21 protein-coding genes are annotated in these 19,155 nt (G+C 71.7%); 7 read left to right on the top strand and 14 right to left on the bottom strand.

Features of this window, described 5'->3' with window-relative positions:
- The first annotated feature begins 3 nt into the window (after nt 1–3).
- Nucleotides 4–1,341, top strand: coding sequence for a hypothetical protein (locus BLR90_RS08195; protein WP_245715210.1), 1,338 nt, complete (start codon nt 4–6; stop codon nt 1,339–1,341).
- Here the strand turns inward: BLR90_RS08195 and BLR90_RS08190 are convergent.
- Nucleotides 1,304–2,554, bottom strand: a complete 1,251-nt coding sequence (locus BLR90_RS08190; protein WP_091024332.1) for a CpaE/TadZ family protein — start codon at nt 2,552–2,554, stop codon at nt 1,304–1,306. The two genes, BLR90_RS08195 and BLR90_RS08190, sit on opposite strands and share 38 nt — an antisense overlap.
- On the bottom strand, nt 2,554–3,231 hold the full coding sequence (locus tag BLR90_RS08185; RefSeq protein WP_143016153.1) for a hypothetical protein: 678 nt from the start codon (nt 3,229–3,231) through the stop codon (nt 2,554–2,556). Before BLR90_RS08185 ends, BLR90_RS08190 begins: the two co-directional genes overlap by 1 nt.
- A 100-nt stretch (nt 3,232–3,331) precedes the next feature.
- Here BLR90_RS08185 and BLR90_RS08180 point away from each other — a divergent pair, with 100 nt between their 5' ends.
- Nucleotides 3,332–3,568 carry a helix-turn-helix domain-containing protein gene (locus tag BLR90_RS08180; RefSeq protein ID WP_091024328.1) on the top strand — a complete coding sequence of 79 codons (237 nt, stop codon included), beginning with the start codon at nt 3,332–3,334 and terminating at the stop codon, nt 3,566–3,568.
- Nucleotides 3,569–3,571: 3 nt separating this feature from the next.
- On the opposite strand, the gene BLR90_RS08175 is transcribed toward BLR90_RS08180, so the two are convergent.
- The 3 genes from BLR90_RS08175 to sigE form a co-directional block, all read right to left on the bottom strand.
- The gene (locus BLR90_RS08175; RefSeq protein WP_170254336.1) at nt 3,572–4,726 is read right to left on the bottom strand and encodes a S1C family serine protease; all 1,155 of its coding nucleotides are present in this window, start codon (nt 4,724–4,726) and stop codon (nt 3,572–3,574) included.
- 165 nt (nt 4,727–4,891) lie between these two features.
- Nucleotides 4,892–5,338, bottom strand: coding sequence for an anti-sigma factor (locus BLR90_RS08170; protein WP_091024324.1), 447 nt, complete (start codon nt 5,336–5,338; stop codon nt 4,892–4,894).
- On the bottom strand, nt 5,335–5,952 hold the full coding sequence (sigE, locus tag BLR90_RS08165; protein WP_091024322.1) for an RNA polymerase sigma factor SigE: 618 nt from the start codon (nt 5,950–5,952) through the stop codon (nt 5,335–5,337). Before sigE ends, BLR90_RS08170 begins: the two co-directional genes overlap by 4 nt.
- A gap of 184 nt (nt 5,953–6,136) precedes the next feature.
- Between sigE and BLR90_RS08160 the strand changes: the two genes are divergently transcribed.
- Nucleotides 6,137–6,814 carry an O-methyltransferase gene (locus BLR90_RS08160; RefSeq protein WP_091024320.1) on the top strand — a complete coding sequence of 226 codons (678 nt, stop codon included), beginning with the start codon at nt 6,137–6,139 and terminating at the stop codon, nt 6,812–6,814.
- A gap of 83 nt (nt 6,815–6,897) precedes the next feature.
- Here BLR90_RS08160 and BLR90_RS08155 read toward each other — a convergent pair whose 3' ends face one another.
- Genes BLR90_RS08155 through BLR90_RS08145 form a run of 3 tightly spaced genes read right to left on the bottom strand, consistent with a single transcriptional unit; the run spans nt 6,898 to nt 8,977 of the window.
- Complete coding sequence (locus BLR90_RS08155; RefSeq protein WP_091024318.1) at nt 6,898–7,236, bottom strand: hypothetical protein; 339 nt, start codon at nt 7,234–7,236, stop codon at nt 6,898–6,900.
- Nucleotides 7,233–8,813 carry a leucyl aminopeptidase family protein gene (locus tag BLR90_RS08150; RefSeq protein ID WP_091024316.1) on the bottom strand — a complete coding sequence of 527 codons (1,581 nt, stop codon included), beginning with the start codon at nt 8,811–8,813 and terminating at the stop codon, nt 7,233–7,235. The genes BLR90_RS08155 and BLR90_RS08150 overlap by 4 nt, the downstream gene beginning before the upstream one ends.
- Entirely contained in the window at nt 8,810–8,977 is a 168-nt protein-coding gene (locus tag BLR90_RS08145) for a DUF3117 domain-containing protein (RefSeq protein ID WP_091024313.1), read from the bottom strand. Before BLR90_RS08145 ends, BLR90_RS08150 begins: the two co-directional genes overlap by 4 nt.
- A 144-nt stretch (nt 8,978–9,121) precedes the next feature.
- Here BLR90_RS08145 and BLR90_RS08140 point away from each other — a divergent pair, with 144 nt between their 5' ends.
- Nucleotides 9,122–9,898, top strand: a complete 777-nt coding sequence (locus tag BLR90_RS08140) for a PaaX family transcriptional regulator (protein WP_091024311.1) — start codon at nt 9,122–9,124, stop codon at nt 9,896–9,898.
- A 13-nt stretch (nt 9,899–9,911) separates the two neighbouring features.
- The gene (locus BLR90_RS08135) at nt 9,912–10,718 is read left to right on the top strand and encodes an enoyl-CoA hydratase/isomerase family protein (RefSeq protein WP_091024309.1); all 807 of its coding nucleotides are present in this window, start codon (nt 9,912–9,914) and stop codon (nt 10,716–10,718) included.
- 6 nt (nt 10,719–10,724) lie between these two features.
- Here the strand turns inward: BLR90_RS08135 and BLR90_RS08130 are convergent, their stop codons facing one another.
- The 5 genes from BLR90_RS08130 to dapE are packed head-to-tail and all read right to left on the bottom strand — an operon-like array spanning nt 10,725 to nt 14,074.
- Nucleotides 10,725–11,528: a M14 family zinc carboxypeptidase gene (locus BLR90_RS08130; RefSeq protein WP_091024308.1), complete on the bottom strand. Its 804-nt coding sequence runs from the start codon at nt 11,526–11,528 to the stop codon at nt 10,725–10,727.
- A 1-nt stretch (nt 11,529) separates the two neighbouring features.
- Nucleotides 11,530–11,952 carry a hypothetical protein gene (locus tag BLR90_RS08125; RefSeq protein ID WP_091024307.1) on the bottom strand — a complete coding sequence of 141 codons (423 nt, stop codon included), beginning with the start codon at nt 11,950–11,952 and terminating at the stop codon, nt 11,530–11,532.
- Between the two features lie 15 nt (nt 11,953–11,967).
- A complete protein-coding gene (locus BLR90_RS08120) occupies nt 11,968–12,276 on the bottom strand; it encodes a DivIVA domain-containing protein (RefSeq protein WP_245715209.1) in 309 nt (102 codons plus the stop codon).
- Complete coding sequence (locus BLR90_RS08115; protein WP_091024305.1) at nt 12,273–12,998, bottom strand: LOG family protein; 726 nt, start codon at nt 12,996–12,998, stop codon at nt 12,273–12,275. The genes BLR90_RS08120 and BLR90_RS08115 overlap by 4 nt, the downstream gene beginning before the upstream one ends.
- Entirely contained in the window at nt 12,995–14,074 is a 1,080-nt protein-coding gene (dapE, locus tag BLR90_RS08110; RefSeq protein ID WP_091024303.1) for a succinyl-diaminopimelate desuccinylase, read from the bottom strand. The genes BLR90_RS08115 and dapE overlap by 4 nt, the downstream gene beginning before the upstream one ends.
- A gap of 153 nt (nt 14,075–14,227) precedes the next feature.
- On the opposite strand from dapE, the gene BLR90_RS08105 reads away from it, so the two are divergent.
- Together BLR90_RS08105 and BLR90_RS08100 are read left to right on the top strand one after the other, a co-directional pair.
- Nucleotides 14,228–15,073 carry an LLM class F420-dependent oxidoreductase gene (locus tag BLR90_RS08105; protein WP_091024301.1) on the top strand — a complete coding sequence of 282 codons (846 nt, stop codon included), beginning with the start codon at nt 14,228–14,230 and terminating at the stop codon, nt 15,071–15,073.
- Nucleotides 15,074–15,199: 126 nt separating this feature from the next.
- A complete protein-coding gene (locus BLR90_RS08100) occupies nt 15,200–15,775 on the top strand; it encodes a hypothetical protein (RefSeq protein WP_091024299.1) in 576 nt (191 codons plus the stop codon).
- Between the two features lie 61 nt (nt 15,776–15,836).
- Here BLR90_RS08100 and ileS read toward each other — a convergent pair whose 3' ends face one another.
- Nucleotides 15,837–19,058, bottom strand: coding sequence for an isoleucine--tRNA ligase (ileS, locus tag BLR90_RS08095; RefSeq protein WP_091024297.1), 3,222 nt, complete (start codon nt 19,056–19,058; stop codon nt 15,837–15,839).
- Between the last annotated feature and the right edge of the window lie 97 nt (nt 19,059–19,155).

Below are 19,155 nucleotides of genomic sequence, written 5' to 3'. Positions count from 1 at the left end.
GCCGTGCCAGACGTCCCCGTGGGCGACCGCGCGTTCGCGCACGGCATCGGCGGCTCCGCGGACCTGCCGATCTCGCCGTCCCTCGCGATCGCAGGCGCCGTCGCGGCGCTGGTCATCTCCTTCACCGTGCTCGCGATCGCGTGGCGCACACCGCGCTACGACGAGGCCACGACCGGTCGACCTGCCCCCGCGTGGCTGGACGGGCTGGTCGCCTCGACGGGGTGGCGCTTCGCGCTGCGCGCGTTGGGCTTCGTGGTGTTCGCCTACACCGTCATGGTCGCCGTGCTCGGCGAGGACCTGCGCACCAACCCGTTCTTCGGCATCGTCTTCGTCTGGTGGTGGGTGGGGCTGGTCCCGCTCTCGCTGCTGTTCGGCCCGGTCTGGAAGATGATCAGCCCGGTCCGCACGATCAACCTGGCCTTCGCCAAGCTGTCGGGCAGCGACCCCGAGGTCGGCGTCTTCACCTACCCGCAGCGCTTGGGCCACTGGCCGGCCGCGATCGGGCTGTTCGCGTTCGTGTGGCTCGAGCTGGTCTACCCGTTCATGACCGAGCTCGGGCCGGTCCGGCTGTGGTGCGCGGTCTACGTCGCCGCGATGCTGATCGGCGGCGCGCTCTTCGGCAACACCTTCTACGAGCACGCCGACCCGTTCGAGGTCTACTCCACCCTCGTCGGCAAGCTGTCGGTGTGGGGCACCCGCGAGGGGCGCCTGCTGGTCCGCAGCCCCCTGGCCAACCTCGACTCCGTCGTGGTGCGGCCCGGGCTGGTGGCGGTCCTGGCCGTGCTGTTCGGCAGCACCGCCTTCGACTCGTTCCGCGACTCCTCGGAGTGGGTCTCGTTCATCCAGTCGACGACCGTGTCGTCCTACCTGCTCAACAACCTGGCCCTGTTGTCGTTCTGCATCGGGGTGGGACTGGTCTTCGCGCTGGGCTGCATGCTCACGGGGGTCGGCCCGGAGACCAGCCGTCGCTCGCTGCCCGACCGGTACGCGCACTCGATCGTCCCGATCGTCGTGGGCTACGTCGTGGCCCACTACCTGACCTACCTCGTGGAGTTCGGGCAGCGGACCCTGATCCTGGCCAGCGACCCCTTCGGCGACGGCTCCAACATCCTCGGCACCGGTGACTGGACGATCAACTACTGGCTGTCCTACCACCCCACGCTGCTGGCCAACACGAAAGTGATCGCGGTCGTCGTCGGCCACGTGCTCGGCGTCATCGCCGCGCACGACCGGGCAGTCCGGCTCCTCCCCGCGCGCCACCAGCTCACGGGACAGCTGCCGCTGTTGTTCGCGATGGTGGCCTTCACCGCGGGCGGGTTGTACCTGCTGTTCGCGGCCTGACCGCAGTCGGCGCCACACTCGGCGGCGGGCCGGGCGCCAGCGCGTCCACCAGCGACGAGAGCGCCCGGGTGAGCGGGGAGTCACCGGACTCGACGAGCGTGCGGCCGGTGACCAGCGCGCGGTCGACGGCGGCCCGGTCGTCGGGCAGGAAGTGCAGCCCCGAGAGCCTCGTGAAGCCGCCGACCATGCCCGCGATGTCCTTCTCGGTCCAGCCCAGGGTGGGTCGCATCCGGTTGACCACCACCCGCACCGGCGCCCCGGCGGTCACCTCGCGCAGCTCGACCAGCCCCCGCGCGAGCCGGGACAGACCGACCGGGTCGGCCGCACCCACCACGAGGACCTCGTCGGCCGCCTCCAACGCACCGAGGGTCAGCTGGTTGCGGGCCGGGCGGGCGCCATAGTCACGCCCCGGGTCGTCCTCGAGGCTGAAGCCGGTGTCGACGACGACCTGGCCGTGCTCACGCGCCACCTCCAGGAGGTGCTCCACAGAGCCCGGTCGCAGCTCGACCCAGCGGTCGGCGCGGGGCAGGCCGGTGACCACCGACAGGTGCGCGTCGACAGCCCGTTGGACGGTGGCGAAGCGCTCGGCCAGCAGCCCGCCGGAGGCCAGCCGGGCGGCGGCCAGGAGGCCCGAGACCTCGTCGAGGATCCCGAGCTGCTGGGCGAGCGTGCCGCCGTAGGGGTCCGCGTCGACCAGGATCGTCCGGCAGCGACGCCGGGCCAGCTCGGCGGCGACGCCCGCGGCGACCGTGCTGCGGCCGGGGGCACCCCCGGGCCCCCAGACCACCACCACCCGGCCGGCCACGGGCGGCGATCCAGTCACCAGCGGGTCCGCGAGCAGCGCCTCTGGTGCCACCGGCGTCGCCTCGGACGCCAGGACCGCGGCCAGGAGCCCGTCCAGGTCGTCGTCGGCGACCAGCGAGGCGATGCCGATGCGGGAGGCACGCAGCCGCCCGGAGTCCAGGGCGTCGGCCCCGACCACGGCGACCGGGCGGACGGCGTAGCGCCGCAGGTGGTCGACGGCCGCGGCGTCGAGACCGGGCGCGTCGAGGCCGAGGACCGCGACGTCGGCCTGGCCGGCGGTCGCCGAGGCGAGCAGGTCGTCGACGTCGACGCAGCGCTTGAGCACGACGATGTCGCGGTGGCTGCCGAGGAGGGTCAGCGCCGGGGACTCCCACGTCGCCCCCGAGGCCACCACCAGGACGACGATCATCAGCCCCGCCGGAGCACCGTGAGCACGGGGTTGTCGTAGGAGTTGAGCAGCTCGAAGAACGCCTGCGCGGCAGCCTCGGGCACGGCGAGGTCGAGCTGTCGCTGGCCCGACGTACCAAAGGTGTCGTCGATGCTCGGCGCGGCCACCACGGTGACCGCCTGGAGCGCGGGCTCGCCCAGCCCGCCGGGGACGCCCTGCTCTGGGTCGGTCGGTCGGGCGACGATGTAGACGTCGACGACCGAGCCGGCGTCGACGCCGACCGGCACCCGCCCGGACTCGACCGAGATCGGGACCTCGAGCGTGTCGGTGTCGGCGGCCGAGCCCACGGCGGCGCGCGGGAGCAGCTCGCCCGCGCCCACCCCGCGGAGCAGCTCGAGGTCACCGGGAAGCCCCTCGTCGACGGTGAAGTAGCGGTCGCTGCCGGACTCGTCGGCGAACCGGACCCGCTGGACCACCAGGTCGTCCTCGCTGACCAGGTCGCCGGCGCCCATGTCGGAGGCGACGCCCCACACGGCGATGGTGTCGTCGGCGGACGCGAGCAGACGGGCCCCGCCGACCACGGACACGGCGACGATCGCGACGCCGACCCACAGCCGCGGGTCGCGCCAACCGGGCGTGGACGCACGGACCGCCGGTGGGGGCACCACCGTGTCCGGCCTCCCGAGATTCCTGGCCACGAGGACATCATGCATTCTGCGGCGCCTCCGGTCACCCGGTCCTCCACAGGGGACCCGGGAGGGTGTCACGGATGTGGCGGGAGGTGCGACGATGGGGCCCATGGCCGCAACGCCCCGCTTCCTAACGCTCGCCGACGTGGCCGAGGTGCTCAACACCTCCAGCGCCCAGGTCTACGCGCTCGTACGCCGCGGCGACCTGCCGGCGATCAAGATCGGCGGGCGCGGCCAGTGGCGCGTCGAGGCGAGCATGCTCGAGGACTACATCGCCCGGATGTACAAGCAGGCCGAGGACTTCGTGGCCCAACACCCGTTCGTCGACGCCGAGGCGCCGGAGTAGCGATCAGCCGGTCTCGGCGTCGAGGGTGATCTCGGTGGTCCGCTCGGCGTCGCCGCGCCGGTAGGTGAACTCGATCGTCTCGCCCGGCTGGTGGGTCCGGATCGACACGATGAGCGCGATGCCGTCGGTGATCCGCTCCCCCTCGACCGCGATCACGACGTCGCCCTTCTCGAGCCCCGCGTCCTCGGCCGGGCTGTCGTCGAGCACCTCGTCGATCTCGGCGCCGGTGCCGTCGCGCACCCCGGTCTGCACCTTGGCGCCGATGACGGGATAGCTGGACTTGCCGGTCTTGAGGATCTGGTCGGCGGTGATGATGACCTGCTCGACCGGGATCGCGAAGCCGACCCCGATGTTGCCGGCCTCACCGCTGAACGTGCCCCCGCCGGTGGTGGCGATGGCGGAGTTGACGCCCACCACCTGACCGCGGAGGTTGACCAGCGGACCGCCGGAGTTGCCGGGGTTGATCGCGGCATCGGTCTGCACCGCGTTGATGTACGACGAGTCGTCGGCCGACTCCCCCGTCGTCACCGGCCGGTTGAGCGAGCTGACGATGCCGGCGGTGACCGTGGAGCTCAGGCCGAGCGGGGAGCCGATCGCCACGACACCCTCACCCACGCGGAGCCCCTGCGAGCGGCCGAGCGCGGCGGGCTCGAGGCCGGTGGCGTCCTCGGCGTAGAGGATGGCGAGGTCGTAGACCGGGCTGCGCCCGACGACGGTGGCGTCGTAGCGGTTGCCGTCCTGGTCGACGATCTCGATCGGACCGTCGTCCTCGGCTGCGGACTCCACGACGTGGTTGTTGGTGACGATGTGGCCCTGCCGGTCGAGGACGAACCCGGAGCCGGTGGCACCGCCGTCCTCGCCGTCGTACTGGGCCGAGATCTGCACGGTGCTGGGCAGCAGCTTCTCTGCGACCGCGGCGACCGAGCCCTCCTCGTCGGCGGACAGCGGGGGCAGGGAGACCGTCTCGACGTCGGCCAGACCACCCGAGACCGTGCCCGGGGTGTCGGAGGCGTCGTCACGCAGCTCGTCGTAGGCGATGCTGCCGGCGACGCCGCCGAGCAGGCCGACGACCAGGGCCACCGACGCGAACACCGGCCACACCCAGCCGCTGACGCGGGCGCGCCCGGAGTGGCTCGGGGGCCGGGCGGGCGGCAGCACGGGCAGGGGCTGCGTGGACGAAGAGGGGAAACCGCCCCAAGAGGCGTGCTCGGGGGCACCGGGCGGCGGGGACGGGGGGAGCCAGGACGGAGAGGTCTCGTCCGAGTTCGAGGGCTGGTCCGGCTCATTCACCGTCACATCATCCCCCGGAGGGTGAAACGACCGTCACGGAGTACGTCGTACCGGCCCGCCCAGCGGGCTCGGCGAGGGCGTGTTGATCTGGGTGACCGGGGCGCGGCGCTCGATGGTGGGGGCGTCGGCCGGGGCCGCGCCGAGTGCGAGCACGCCCATCACGGCGGCGCCGACGGCGCCGCCGCCGATCGCGGCCATGCTGAGCGCGCGGCGCGTGCGGTGGGGGTCGTCCTGGGCGATCGACAGGTAGAGCTCGCCGGGAGTGACGCCGAGCAGCGAGCCCTTGAGGTGCTCGGGCGCGGTGCCGACGCCGCCGAAGGAGAGGCCGGCGAGGCGGGTCTTGACCCAGCCCTCGCGCTCGACGTGGTCGCGACAGGTGTGGCAGGTGTGCACGTGGGCCCAGGCCCGCTCGGTCTCGTCGTGCGAGAGCTGCCCGTCGAGCAGCGCGCTCACGCGGGCGCCGAGGTGCCCGCCGATCATGAGGCGCTCCACGCGGCGGCGGGGTCGCCGGCCGGGCCGGAGTAGCGGGCGCGGCCGGCGCTCGGGGCGCGGTGCGCGAGGGCGGTGCGCAGCATGGCCCGGCCGCGGTGGATGCGGGAGCGGACGGTGCCGAGCTTGGCGTCGAGGATCTCGGCGATCTCCTCATAGGTGAGGCCCTCCACGTCGCAGAGGACCACGGCGGCACGGAAGTCGGGCGGCAGCGTGGCGAGCGCGCGCTCGACGTCGTCGTCGAACGTCTGGTCGGCGTAGGCCGCCTCCGGGGCGGGCGAGGCGCTCGTCAGCCGGTCGGCGCGCTCGTCGGACAGGGCGTCGAAGCGGATCCGCTGCTTGCGGCGGGCCTGGTCGAGGAAGAGGTTGGTCGTGATCCGGTGCAGCCAGCCCTCGAAGGTGCCGGGGGTGTAGGTCGACAGGGAGCGGAACACGCGCACGAACACCTCCTGCGTGAGGTCCTCCGCGTCCTGACGGTTGCCGGTGAGCCGGTAGGCGAGGCGGTAGACGCGGTCGGAGTGCTGCTCGACGATCTCGTCCCAGGTGGGGACGCCCTCGGTGGGCTGGTCCGGACCCTGGCCCGCCGCACTACCCGGCGTTGACATCGTCGCTCCTCGCGTTGGCACTCGTGTTCTGAACTGCACGGTAGAGGTCCTGTCTGAACGTTCCCTGTGAAGAGCCTTCGACCGTGCCAACGGTTCGCGCGGGTCCGGTGTTCCCGGCCGATCGGATCGGCCCGCGTGTGTCCCGGTCGCACGGGCGCCGGTGGCGATACGGTGGTGGGGCTCCATGAGCCCTACCCAGGAGGCCGTCATCACAACCCCGATCAAGCCCGCGAGTTGGTCCTACGCCGAGGCGTTCGTCCCCGAGGACGACGTGCTCGCAGCCGCGCGGTCGCGGGCGGACGAGGTCGGCGTGACGCCCATCAGCCCAGGCGGCGGAGCCGCGCTGCGGTTCCTGGCCTCGGCGATCGATGCCCGCGCCGTCGTCGAGATCGGCACCGGCACCGGCGTCTCCGGGGTGTGGTTGATGCGCGGCATGCGCTCCGACGGCATCCTCACCAGCGTCGACATCGAGGCCGAGCACCAGCGGCTGGCCCGCGAGACCTTCGCCGAGGCCGGGCTCCCCAGCCAGCGGGTCCGCACCATCGCGGGTGCCGCGCTCGACGTACTCCCCCGGCTGACCGACGGCCACTACGACCTGGTCTTCGCCGACGGCGACAAGGCCGAGTACGCCGCCTACCTCACCGAGGCGCTGCGGCTGCTGCGCCCGGGCGGCATCGTGGCCTTCGACAACGCGCTGTGGCACGACCGCGTCGCCGACCCCGCCCAGCGCGACGAGGAGACCGTCACCATCCGTGACCTCGGCAAGGCCATCGCCGAGCACGAAGGCCTGGTCTCCGCCCTGCTCCCCGTCGGCGACGGTCTGCTGGTCGCCAAGAAGGAATGGATCGCCGAAGCCGACTGACGCGTCACGAACTGCACAAATCACGTTGACCCGCCCGAAACTTTCGGGCGGGTCAACGTGATTTTGTGTCAGTTTCGGGCGGATCAACCGCGGGGAGTGGCCTGGAAGCCGTCCCAGCCCTCGGCGACGGCCACGATGTGGCACTCCTCGATGAGGACCGGGGAGCTGCCGATGATCTTGGAGCCGGGCGCCTCCGCGGCTCCGGCGGTGAAGGTCTCCTGGAAGGCGCGGCGCGCCTCGTCGCTCACGAAGACGTAGCAGCCCTCGAACCACTCACCCTCGACCATCCGCCAGGTCTTGAAGCGGAGTCCGGACATCCCGGTGAACTTGGCGTGCGACGTCTCCGCGACGTAGGTGCGCAGCTCGTCGGCCACGCCCGCAGCGGCGTCGGCGAGGGACCAGCGGACGGTGAGGCCGTTCATCGGACACCTTCCAGAGGGTTGGGGCGGGCCAGCCAGGCCAGCAGGGCGCGGGCGCCGAAGCCGGTCGGGCCCTTGGACCACTCGTAGTTGTCCTCGGGTGCGTCACCGGTCGAGGCGATGTCGAGGTGGGCCCACGGGGTGCTGCCCACGAAGTGCTGGAGGAACAGGGCTGCGGTGATCGCGCCGGCCCCACCCGCGGCGTTGTCGGCGTCGGCCACCTTGGAGGCGAGGCGGTCCTCATAGCCGGCGTAGAGCGGGAAGCGCCACAGCGGCTCCCCGGCCTCCTCGGCCGAGTCGAACAGGGTGGCGGCGAGGGCGTCGTCGTTGGCGAAGAAGCCACCCACCTGCTGGCCGAGCGCGACCTTCATCGCACCGGTCAGGGTCGCGACGTCGACGACCACGTCGGGCTCGATCTCGGCGATGGCATAGGCCAGCGCGTCGGCGAGGACCAGACGGCCCTCCGCGTCGGTGTTGGTGACCTCGCTGGTGCGGCCGCCGTAGTGGCGTACGACGTCGCCGGGACGCATGGAGTTGCCGGAGATGGCGTTCTCCGCGGCGGGGACCAGTCCGACCACGCGGACCGGGCAGCCCACCTCGGCGAGGGCGGCCATGGTCGCGAGCACGACGGCGCCGCCGGTCATGTCGCGCTTCATGTTGACCATGGTCTCGCCGGACTTGATCGAGAGACCGCCGGTGTCGAAGGTGATGCCCTTGCCGACCAGCACCACCGTCGGCGTCTTGCGGGCCGACGTGCCGGCCGCGGCGCGGGCGGACTTGGAGGGCGTGTAGTCGAGGCGGATCAGCCGCGGCGGCGTCGCCGAGGCCTTGCCGACGGCCACGATGCCACCGAAGCCACCGGCCTCGAGCTCGCCTTCGTCCCAGATCCGCAGGTCGAGGCCGGCCTCGCCGGCCAGTTCGCGGGCCTGGTCGGCCAGCCAGGCGGGGTTCTTGAGGTTGGAAGGCACCGAGGCGAGCATCCGGGAGCGCCAGCCGGCGCCACCGACCGCGATCGCGCGGCGCAGCTCGAGGGCCTGCTCGGCGGTGCCGGCCAGGTCGGCGAGGACCACGCGCGGCACGGGCACCGACTCGGGGGCGGTCGAGCGCCAGTGGAAGCCGAAGGACCCCAGCATCACGCCCACGACGAACGCAGACAGTGCGGTGGGGTCGAGGGCCGGGATGGTGGTCGCGACGGCCTGGCGGTCGTGGACCGCCCGGGCCAGGGCCGCACCCGCACGCCGGAAGTCGACGGGACGCTGGGCCCCGACGCCGACCAGCAGCACCAGCCGCAGGCCGGCGTTGTCGGGGGCGCCGAGGGGTACGGCGACCGAGACGACCTCGCCGACCGCGCCGGTGGCCCGGCTGACCTCGAGGGCGCCGAGCAGGTCGACGTCGAGCGCGTCACCGAGCTCGGCGGCACCCGGGCCGAGGAGGACGGAGCCGTCCTCGGCCTCGGCCGGAAGCACCGGCAGGGCGACCACGTCGACCCCGAGGATCACGTGAGGCCGGAGCCCGCTGATCGCGAACTCCGGGGGTGAGACCTGACTGGGGAAGGAGAGAAGCGTGGACGTGCGCGTCACCCGACGACGTTCTTGAGGGCATCACCCAGTGCGCCGGCCTCTTCGGCGTTGAGCTCGACGACGAGCCGGCCTCCACCTTCGAGGGGGACGCGCATGACGATGCCGCGTCCTTCCTTGGTGACCTCTAGCGGACCGTCGCCCGTCCGCGGCTTCATTGCCGCCATGCGGCACCTCTTCCTGTTCCCGATTCGAATAGCAGCCGGGGGGACCTGCCGCTCACGCCTGGAGCTGACTCCTGTTGATGGCGTGAGCACCATTATCCCCCATGGCAGGAGTGATCGGGACCACAGCCCTGGCAGACTCACCGCATGCATGCCCGGTCGGCCCTCTTCGACCTGTACGGCGACCACCTGCGCGGCCGTGACGGACAGGCCAAAGTAGCCGCGCTCGTGCGCCTCCTGGCCCCGGTCGGCATCGCCGCTCCGGCCGTCCGCACCGCCATCTCGCGAATGATGACGCAGGGCTGGCTGGAGCAGGTCACCATCGACGGCGCCCGCGGCTACCGGGCGACCGCGCAGGCGACCCGGCGGCTCGACGAGGCGGCGGGGCGCATCTACCCGAGCACCAAGCACGCCTGGGACGGCACCTGGCACCTCGCCCTGGTCGCGCCGCCGACACACCGCGCGGGACGCACCCGGCTGCGCGCCGACCTGGGCTACCTCGGCTACGCCGAGCTCGGCGACAACGTGTGGGTCAGCCCCTTCGAGCGGCGCGAACTGGCCTCCGTGCTCACCCGCGACGCCGCCACCGCGCACACGGCGCGCGCCGTCGAGGTCGACCCGTTGCCCACCTCGGCCTGGGACCTGGACGCCCTCCGCACGGCGTACGACGCGTGGCAGCGCAGCGCGCCCGACCTGCTGCGTCACCACCTGGGAGCCCACGCCGACCCGGACGAGGCGGCGTTCGCGGCCCGCTTCCACCTGGTCCACGAGTGGCGCAAGTTCCTGTTCGCCGACCCGGGGCTGCCCGACGAGTTGCTGCCCCCGGACTGGCCGGGACGGCGGGCGGCGGAGGTGTTCGCGGCCGAGGCCGAGCGGCTGCGACAGGAGGCCGACCGCTTCGTGCAGCGCTGTCTGACGTCCTGACAGACTGGCCCGCATGACCTCTTCCACGTCAGCCGCGCCCGTGCAGCTGGAGACGACCGACGGCGTCGCCACCATCACCCTCAACCGCCCCGACGCGATGAACAGCCTCGACGTGGCGACCAAGGTGCTGCTTCTCGAGATCGTGCGGACCGTCGCCGACGACCCCGCCGTGCGCTGCGTGGTGCTCACCGGCACCGGCCGCGCGTTCTGCACTGGCCAGGACCTCAAGGAGCACATCCAGCTGCTCCACAACGGCGGCAGCGACCAGCTCTTCGCCACGGTTGACGACCACTACAACCCGATCGTCACCGCCCTGGCCGGCATGGCCAAGCCGGTCATCGCCGCGGTCAACGGCGTGGCGGCGGGCGCCGGGGCCAGCCTGGCGTTCGCGTGCGACCTGCGGATCGTGGCCGACACGGCCGGCTTCAACCTGGCCTTCGCCAACGTGGCGCTCTCCTGCGACACGGGAGCCAGCTACCACCTGCCGATGCTTGTCGGCCGGGCCAAGGCCATGGAGCTGCTCTACTTCCCGCGCACGGTGAAGGCCGACGAGGCGCTCGAGCTGGGACTGGCCACCCAGGTGGTGCCGGCCGACGAGCTGACCACCGTCGCCTCCGACCTGGCCTCGCGCCTCGCCGCCGGCCCGACCGTGGCGTTCGGCGCGATCCGCCAGTCGGTGGCCTACGCCGCCGGCCACTCCTTCGAAGAGGCGGTCGAGCTCGAGAGCGCGATGATGCAGAAGACCGGCGCCACCGCCGACCACGCCGCCGCGGTCGCGGCGTTCGTGGCCAAGGAGAAGCCGGTCTTCGAGGGACGCTAGAGCGGCCTAGAGCGGTTCGAGGCTGCGCGGGCCGCGGTAGGCGTCGAAGACCGACAGCACCTGGCCCGGCGCCACGCGGGTCATCCGCCGGCGCGAGGGGTGGTAGCCGTACTCGACGGTGAGCGCCGCGCCCTTGAAGTTGTGGTTGAACCAGCCGGTCATGGTGCCGTGGCAGACCCCGCCGCAGGTGAGTGAGCGGCGCGGCAGGTCGAGCTTGCGGGCCACGCGGCGAGCGAAGGCCGGGCGCTTGGTGTCGGTGTCGACGCCGAGCAGCGGCTGGTGGAAGCTCAGGATCCGGTCCGGGCGCACCTCGCCCAGGAAGCGCATCATCGCGCGGGTCTCCGGCTCCGACGCCGGCTTCGGGCCGGACTCGTAGCTGCCGTCGAGGTCGGCCCAGGCGTAGGGGTAGTTGCGGTTGAGGTCGATGCCTCGCGCGTTCTTGCGGGTGCCGCGGGCCAGCCCGTCGGGGTTGTACGTCGGCACGACCCACAGGTCGATCTCGTGCACCGGTGCGCCGTCGCGCAGCGTCTCGAGGATCCGGCGGGTGGCCGGCTCGTCGCCGTGCATGGTGGAGATCAGTACGACGGTCGCGACGTCGGGGGCGGCCGGCTCACCGAGGTGCCAGGCCACGATCGGGCGGCCGCGCACCGACTTGCCGATGACCCGCTTCTCGATGACCGCGGGCCGGTCGGGGGCGGCGGCCTTTGCCGTCTGCTGGGCCGGGGCCGCGCCCGACACGGGCGGGGTGAGCAGGGTGGCGATGAGGCCGGCGGTGAGGACGCTGGCGAGGAGGGTTCCGAGACTGCGCATGTCAGATGGTCAGGTAGGCCCACGTGAAGACGCAAACCCCGACCAGCATGCCGACGTGGGCGAGCACCGACAGGCCTGGCCCCTCGGACCAGGTGTCCTCGCGGCCGTCGGCGGCATGGCGGCCGCGGCTCGGCAGCCAGCGCACCAGGATCAGCAGCCCGGCGACGACCACGACCCACCACAGGGCCAGGGCGAGGATGCCGACGATCGCCTCGGTGTTCTCGCTGAACGAGCCGCCGGCCAGCAGGAAGACCAGCCAGGTCACGAGCGCGAGGACCCCGGAGACGGTGTGGACGTTGAGCAGGACCAGCGGGACGTGGACCCGTCCGGCGCCGCCGTCGTCGTTGCCCAGGCGCAGCCTGGTCAGGACGATGACCAGTGCTGCGAGCCCGGTCAGGACGTAGACGATGACCTCGGTCGACACGGGGGGCAGTGTGCCCTACGCGGCGGGGTCGCCGCCACGAGCCTCGCGGCCGAAGGGCTGGCCGGGCCCCTGAGGGTCGGGTCGCGCGTCGAGTTCACGGGCCAGCCGGTCGAGCAGCGCGTCGACCTCCGACATCCGGTAGCCGCGGAAACCCAGCGAGAAGCGCACCCGGCGCAGGTCGCGTCCGGTGAGCGGCCCGTCGGTGGGCACCAGGGCGTCGGGCCGGTCGTCGTACGCCTCCGCGAGGGGGGCTCCCTTGCCGGCCGCGACCATCGCGACCCCGCCCATGGCGAGCACGATCAGGATCGCGAAGAACCACATCATCGGGTGCTCCTGGAGGCCGTCATGACCGCGACCGCCTCGTCGACGTCGTCGGTGAGGATCAGCCGGTCGAGGTCGCTCTCGGCGATCTTGCCGTCGGCCAGCGCGGTGTCGCGCAACCACGCGAGCAGCCCGCTCCAGTAGGCGGTGCCAATGAGGACCACCGGGAACGCCGTCACCTTCTGGGTCTGGGCGAGCGTGAGCGCCTCGAACATCTCGTCGAGGGTGCCGAGTCCGCCGGGCAGGACGATGAAGCCCTGGGAGTACTTGACGAACATCGTCTTGCGGACGAAGAAGTAGCGGAAGTTGATGCCGACGTCGACCCACTCGTTGAGGCCCGACTCGAAGGGCAGCTCGATGCCGAGGCCCACGCTCAGGCCGCCGGCCTGGCTGGCCCCGCGGTTGGCCGCCTCCATCACGCCCGGGCCGCCGCCGGTCATCACGGCGAAGCCCTCCTCCACCAGCCGTCGGCCGACCTGCTCCGCCACGGCGTACGACGGGTGGTCGGCGGGGGTGCGCGCGGAGCCGAAGACCGCGATCGTCGGGCCGAGCTCGGCCAGGGCGCCGAAGCCCTCGACGAACTCCGCCTGGATCCGCAGCACCCGCCATGGGTCGGAGTGGACCCAGTCGGTCGGGCCGCGCGAGTCGAGCAGCCGCTGGTCGGTGGTGGTGGCGTCGACCTGGTCGCGGCGCTGCAGGATCGGGCCCTTGGCCTTGGACTTCATCGGGTCTCCCCCAGCCAGTCGGTGAGGGCGCGCTCGCAGCTGCGGATCTGGTCGACGGGCACGAACTCCTCCTGCTTGTGAGCCAGCATCGGGTCGCCGGGGCCGAAGTTGACCGCCGGCACGCCGAGGACGGTGAAGCGGGCGACGTCGGTCCAGCCGAACTTCGGGTTGACCACCGCGTCGGGGCCGCCGACCGCCTCGATGAACGCCTTGGCGGCGGGGCGGTCGAGCCCCGGCAGCGCGCCCGGCGCTGTGTCGGTCAGCGTGACCTCGAAGCCGTCGAAGAAGTCGCGGACGAACTGCTCGGCCGCGGCCTCGGAGCGGTCGGGGGCGAAGCGGTAGTTGACCTCGACCACGCACTCGTCGGGTACGACGTTGCCGGCGACGCCGCCGCGGACGAAGACCGCGTTGAGCCCCTCGTGGTACTCCAGCCCGTCGATCACGGGCTTGCGCGCCTCGTAGGAGTTGAGCCGGGCCAGGACGTCGGCCGCCTTGTGGATGGCGTTGACCCCCTTCCAGCTGCGCGCGGAGTGGGCCCGCTCGCCCGTCGTACGGACGTCCACGCGGAGCGTGCCCTGGCAGCCGGCCTCGACGACACCGTTGGAGGGCTCCATCAGGATCGCGAAGTCGGCGGTGAGCAGCTCGGGGTGGCTCTGGCTGAGCAGGTTGAGGCCGTTGAACTCGGAGTCGATCTCCTCGCACTCGTAGAGGACAAAGGTCAGGTCGCGGTTGGGCTCGGGCAGCGTGGCGGCCAGGCGCAGGATGACGGCGTCGCCGCCCTTCATGTCGCAGGTGCCCAGGCCGTGCAGGAGGCCGGTCTCCTCGTCGAGGCGGCTCGGCAGGTTGTCGTTGAGCGGCACGGTGTCGAGGTGGCCGGCGATCACCACCCGCTCGGAGCGGCCGAGGTCGGTGCGGGCGACGACGGTGTTGCCGTGGCGGGTGACGGTGAGGTGCGCGAGCGGTGTCAGTGCCGCCTCCACCACGTCGGCGATCGCCTGCTCGCCCTTGCTCACCGACTCGATGTCGACGAGCTGCTGGGTGAGGGTCACGACGTCGGCGGTCAGGTCGAGCTGCATGGCGCCAGTCAACCAGCCCGGCCGTGGCGGATTCCCCGGCCGGCCGGGGATCCCATCACTTGTCGGGCGTTGCAACCCCCACTAAGTGACCGAAACGCGCGCGAAGCACTAGCCCCGCTTCCCGAAAACTGAAACACGTTCTAGTGTTCGGGCATGCGCAACGGACTCGTCCTCTTCACCTCCGACCGCGGCATCCGGCCGGCCACCCTCGGCGCGGCCGCGGAGGAGCGGGGCTTCGACACGTTCTACGTGCCCGAGCACACCCACATCCCGGTCAAGCGCCAGGCGGCCCACCCCGGCACCGGCGACGAGACGCTGCCCGACGACCGCTACCTGCGCACCCTCGACCCCTGGGTCTCCCTGGCGACCGTCGCCCAGGCGACGTCGCGGATCAAGCTGTCGACCGCGGTCGCGCTGCCGGTCGAGTCCGACCCGATCACGCTGGCCAAGCAGATCGCCACGCTCGACCACCTCTCGGGTGGCCGCGTCGAGATAGGCGCCGGCTTCGGCTGGAACACCGACGAGCTGGCCGACCACCACGTCCCCGCCGGCAAGCGGCGCACCGTGCTGCGTGAGTACGTCGAGGCGATGCGCGCCCTGTGGACGCAGGAGGAGGCGTCGTACGACGGCGAGTTCGTGTCGTTCGGGCCGTCGTGGGCCTTCCCCAAGCCGGCCGCGCACATCCCGCTGATCATCGGTGCCGGCGGCGGCCCGAAGACGTTCGCCTGGATCGCCGCCAACGCCGACGGCTGGATGACCACCCCGACCCAGCAGGACATCTCCGGGCAGATCACCGCCCTGAAGCAGGCGTGGGCCGACGCCGGTCGCGACGGCGCCCCTGAGATCCGGATCCTGATCGCCTTCAGGCCCAACCCCGAGGACCTGATGGCGTGGGCCGAGCAGGGTGCCACCGAGCTGATCTGGGGTGTCCCGGACAAGGCTCCCGACGAGGTGCTCGGCTCGCTCGACCGGCTCGCCGGACGCCTCGGGCTGGTCTGACCCGCACCCTGGGTAGCCCCCAGGACCCCCAGTTGAGGGATCTTCCCTCATGCCCGGGGGGTGCCCCGGCGACGAGTCTTCCTTCACCGGCCGCAACGAGGCGGCCACCGAACCGAAGGAAAGACCATGTTCCGCAGCACCCGCGCCCTCCCCGCCGCCATCCTCGCCGCCGTCGTACTGCTCGTCGCCATGGCCGGTGGCGCGACTGCCGCCAAGCTGATCACCGGCAAGCAGATCAAGAACGGCACCATCACGACGCTCGACGTCAAGAACGGCAGCGTCCGCTTCGGCGACCTGCACGCGTCGGCCCGGACCACGCTGAAGTCCGACGCCGACACCAACCTGTTCCTCGAGGTGCCGACGTGTGCCGACACCACGCTGGACGACTGCACCAACCTGCTGACCGTCGGCATCGTGCCCGGTTCGCAGCTGGTGACGGCCAGCGGCACCATCGACAACTTCGCCGCCGGCGTGCCCGCGATCTCCAACCGCTGCGCGCTGGTGCAGGGCGGCGTGGTCCTCAACGAGGCGCGCTTCGCCCTGGCCGCCAACGGCGCCCCGGGTGAGGTCGCCAGCTTCACGCTCCAGCAGGTCATCACGGTCCCGGACGCGTCGCTGCCCGTGCACCTGCGCTGCACCGAGATGGGCGGCGAGAACCTCCGCCTCGCCGAGCCCCGCCTGACCTCGATCAAGGTCGGTTGACCCGCCCGAAACTCACCGAACACCACGTTGACCCGCCCGAAAGTTTCGGGCGGGTCAACGTTCAGGCCTTGGTGACGGTGACGACCGGGTCGCCGTCGGGGCCGTCGACCACGTCGTACGACGTCGCGAGGGTCTCGGTGGTGACCATCTGCTCGTGGGTGCGGGCCGCCGCCTGCACCTCGGCCGAGCCGGCCACGGTGAGGGCGATCCGGTCGGAGACGTCGAGACCGGCGTCGCGGCGGGCCTGCTGGACCGCGCGGACCAGGTCGCGGGCGAGGCCCTCGGCCGCCAGCTCGGGGGTGACCGCGGTGTCGAGCACCACGAAGCCGCCACCGGGCAGCACGCCGGTGGCGGTGTCGGCGTCAGCGGACCCGGCCACCGTGTCGAGGGTGTACTCGCCCTCGGCCAGCGCCAGCCCGCCCGACGTGACGGTGCCGTCGTCGGCCACCGACCAGTCCCCCGACTTGGAGCCCTTGATCGCGAGCTGGACGTCCTTGCCGAGGCGCGGACCGGCGGCACGGGCGTTGACGGTGAGCCGACGCTCGACGCCGTACGACGCCGCCTCGGCCGAGTCGGCCGCGAGCAGCCGCACCTGCTTGACGTTGACCTCGTCGGCGACGATGCCCTCGAAACCGGCCAGCGCGGCCGGGTCGTCTACGACCACGGTCAGCGTCGCCAGCGGCAGCCGGTTGCGCAGGCTGCCGGCCTTGCGCAGCGCCGACGTGGCCGAGCACACCTCACGCACCTGGTCCATGGCGGCGACGAGCGCGTCGTCCGCGGGGAGCTCGGAGGCGTCGGGCCAGTCGGCGAGGTGCACCGAGCGCTCGCCGGTGAGCCCGCGCCACACCTCCTCGGCCGTCAGCGGCAGCAGCGGCGCGGTGACCCGGCAGACGACCTCGAGCACGGTGTAGAGCGTGTCGAAGGCCTCGGTGCTGTCGCCCCAGAAGCGGTCGCGCGAGCGTCGGATGTACCAGTTGGTGAGCACGTCGAGGAACGTCCGCGTCGAGTCGCACGCGTCGGCGACGGCGTAGGCGTCCATCTGCTGCGTCATGGTCTCGACGTACTGCCGGCACTTGGCCAGCAGGTAGCGGTCGAGCGGGTCCATGGACGCCGTCGACCACTGCGCGTCGTGGCCCTGCCCGCCGCCTGCGGCGTTGGCGTACATCTGGAAGAAGTACCAGCTGTTCCAGAGCGGGATCATCACCTGGCGCACCGAGTCGCGGATGCCCTGCTCGGTGACGACCAGGTTGCCGCCGCGCAGGATCGGGCTCGACATCAGGAACCAGCGCATCGCGTCGGCGCCGTCGCGGTCGAAGACCTCACTGACGTCGGGGTAGTTGCGCAGCGACTTGGACATCTTGTTGCCGTCGGAGCCGAGCACGATGCCGTGGCTGATGCACGAGCTGAACGCCGGCCGGTCGAAGATCGCGGTCGCCAGCACGTGCATCGTGTAGAACCAGCCCCGCGTCTGGCCGATGTACTCGACGATGAAGTCGCCCGGGAAGTGGTGGTCGAACCACTCGGCGTTGTCGAACGGGTAGTGCACCTGTGCGAAGCTCATCGACCCCGAGTCGAACCACACGTCGAGGACGTCGGGGACCCGGCGCATCATCGACTGGCCGGTCGGGTCGTCGGGGTTGGGGCGCACCAGGTCGTCGACGTACGGCCGGTGCAGGTCGGGTACGCCGTCGCCCTTGCCGGGCAGCCGGCCGAAGTCCCGCTCGATCTCCTCGAAGCTGCCGTAGACGTCGATGCGGGGGTACGTCGGGTCGTCGCTCTTCCAGACCGGGACCGGCGAGCCCCAGAAGCGGTTGCGGGTGATCGACCAGTCGCGGGCGTTCTCCAGCCACTTGCCGAACTGGCCGTCCTTGATGTGCTCAGGGACCCAGCGGATCTGCTGGTTGAGCTCGAGCATCCGCTGCTTGACCGCGGTCACCTCGACGAACCACGACGAGACGCCCTTGTAGATCAGGGGCTCGCGGCAGCGCCAGCAGTGCGGGTAGGAGTGGTCGTAGGTCTCGCGGCGCAGCAGCACGGTGCCCGGCGACACGGAGCCGGTCTCCCCCGAGCCCGACGTCGCGGCCTTGAGGTGGTCGATGATCTGGAGGTTGGCGTCGAAGACCAGCAGGCCCTCGTAGTCGACGACGGGGAAGGTGAACTTCCCGTCCTTGCCGACCGGCATGACCGCCTCGATGCCCTCGCGGTCGGTGACGACCTTGTCGTCCTCACCGAAGGCGCCGGCGGTGTGCACGAGCCCGGAGCCGTCGGTGGTCGTGACGAACTCGGCCGGCACCAGCCGGAACGCGTTGGCGTGGCCGGCGTAGTAGCTGAACGGTGGGGTGTAAGTGAGCCCGACCAGCTCGGAGCCCTTGCCGCGCCAGGTGACCTGCGGCTCGCTCTGCCCATCCTTCGGGGCGAGCTCTCGGGCGTACGACGCCACGCGGGCCTCGGCGAGCAGGTAGCGCGTCCCATCGACGTCGACGACGACGTAGTCGATGTCCTCGCCGACCATGACCGCGAGGTTGGACGGCAGCGTCCACGGTGTCGTCGTCCAGACGAGCACCTTGACTCCCTGGAACTCCCCAGGAGTGGTGACGTCGACGCCGACCGTGACCGCCGGGTCCTGACGCATCTGGTAGACGTCGTCGTCCATCCGCAGCTCGTGGTTGGACAGCGGTGTCTCGTCGTTCCAGCAGTAGGGCAGCACCCGGAAGCCCTCGTATACGAGGCCCTTCTCGTGCAGCTGCTTGAACGCCCACATGACCGACTCCATGTAGTCGGGGTTCATGGTGCGGTAGTCGTTGTCGAAGTCGACCCAGCGGGCCTGGCGGGTGACGTACTCGCGCCACTCGCCGGTGTACTTCATCACCGACTCGCGGCAGGCCTCGTTGAACTTGTCGATGCCCATCTCGACGATCTCGTCGGTGGTCTTGATGCCGTTGAGGCGCATCGCCTCGAGCTCGGCGGGCAGGCCGTGGGTGTCCCAGCCGAAGCGCCGCTCGACCTTGCGTCCGCGCATGGTCTGGTAGCGCGGGATCAGGTCCTTGACGTAGCCGGTGAGCAGGTGGCCGTAGTGCGGCAGCCCGTTGGCGAACGGCGGTCCGTCGTAGAAGACGAACTCGTTGGCGCCGTCCTCGCCCGCGTCGCGCTGGTCGATGCTGGCCTGGAACGTGCCGTCGGCGTCCCAGTAGGCGAGCACCCGCTCCTCGATCTCGGGGAACTTCGGGCTCGACGGCACACTGCCGGCGCCGGCGGTCGAGGTGGAGACCTTCGGGTACGTCATCGGTGAGCTCCTGCGGTACGTCGTCAACTCCGGACGAGGACGACGTCTGCCGCGGTACCACCTCGATTGCCCCTGACGGGACCACTCTTGTCGAAGG

Origin of the sequence: Nocardioides szechwanensis (assembly GCF_900103935.1) — a bacterium.
In the GTDB taxonomy this organism is placed as follows: domain Bacteria; phylum Actinomycetota; class Actinomycetes; order Propionibacteriales; family Nocardioidaceae; genus Nocardioides; species Nocardioides szechwanensis.
This window is presented reverse-complemented; position numbering and strand designations above follow the sequence as displayed.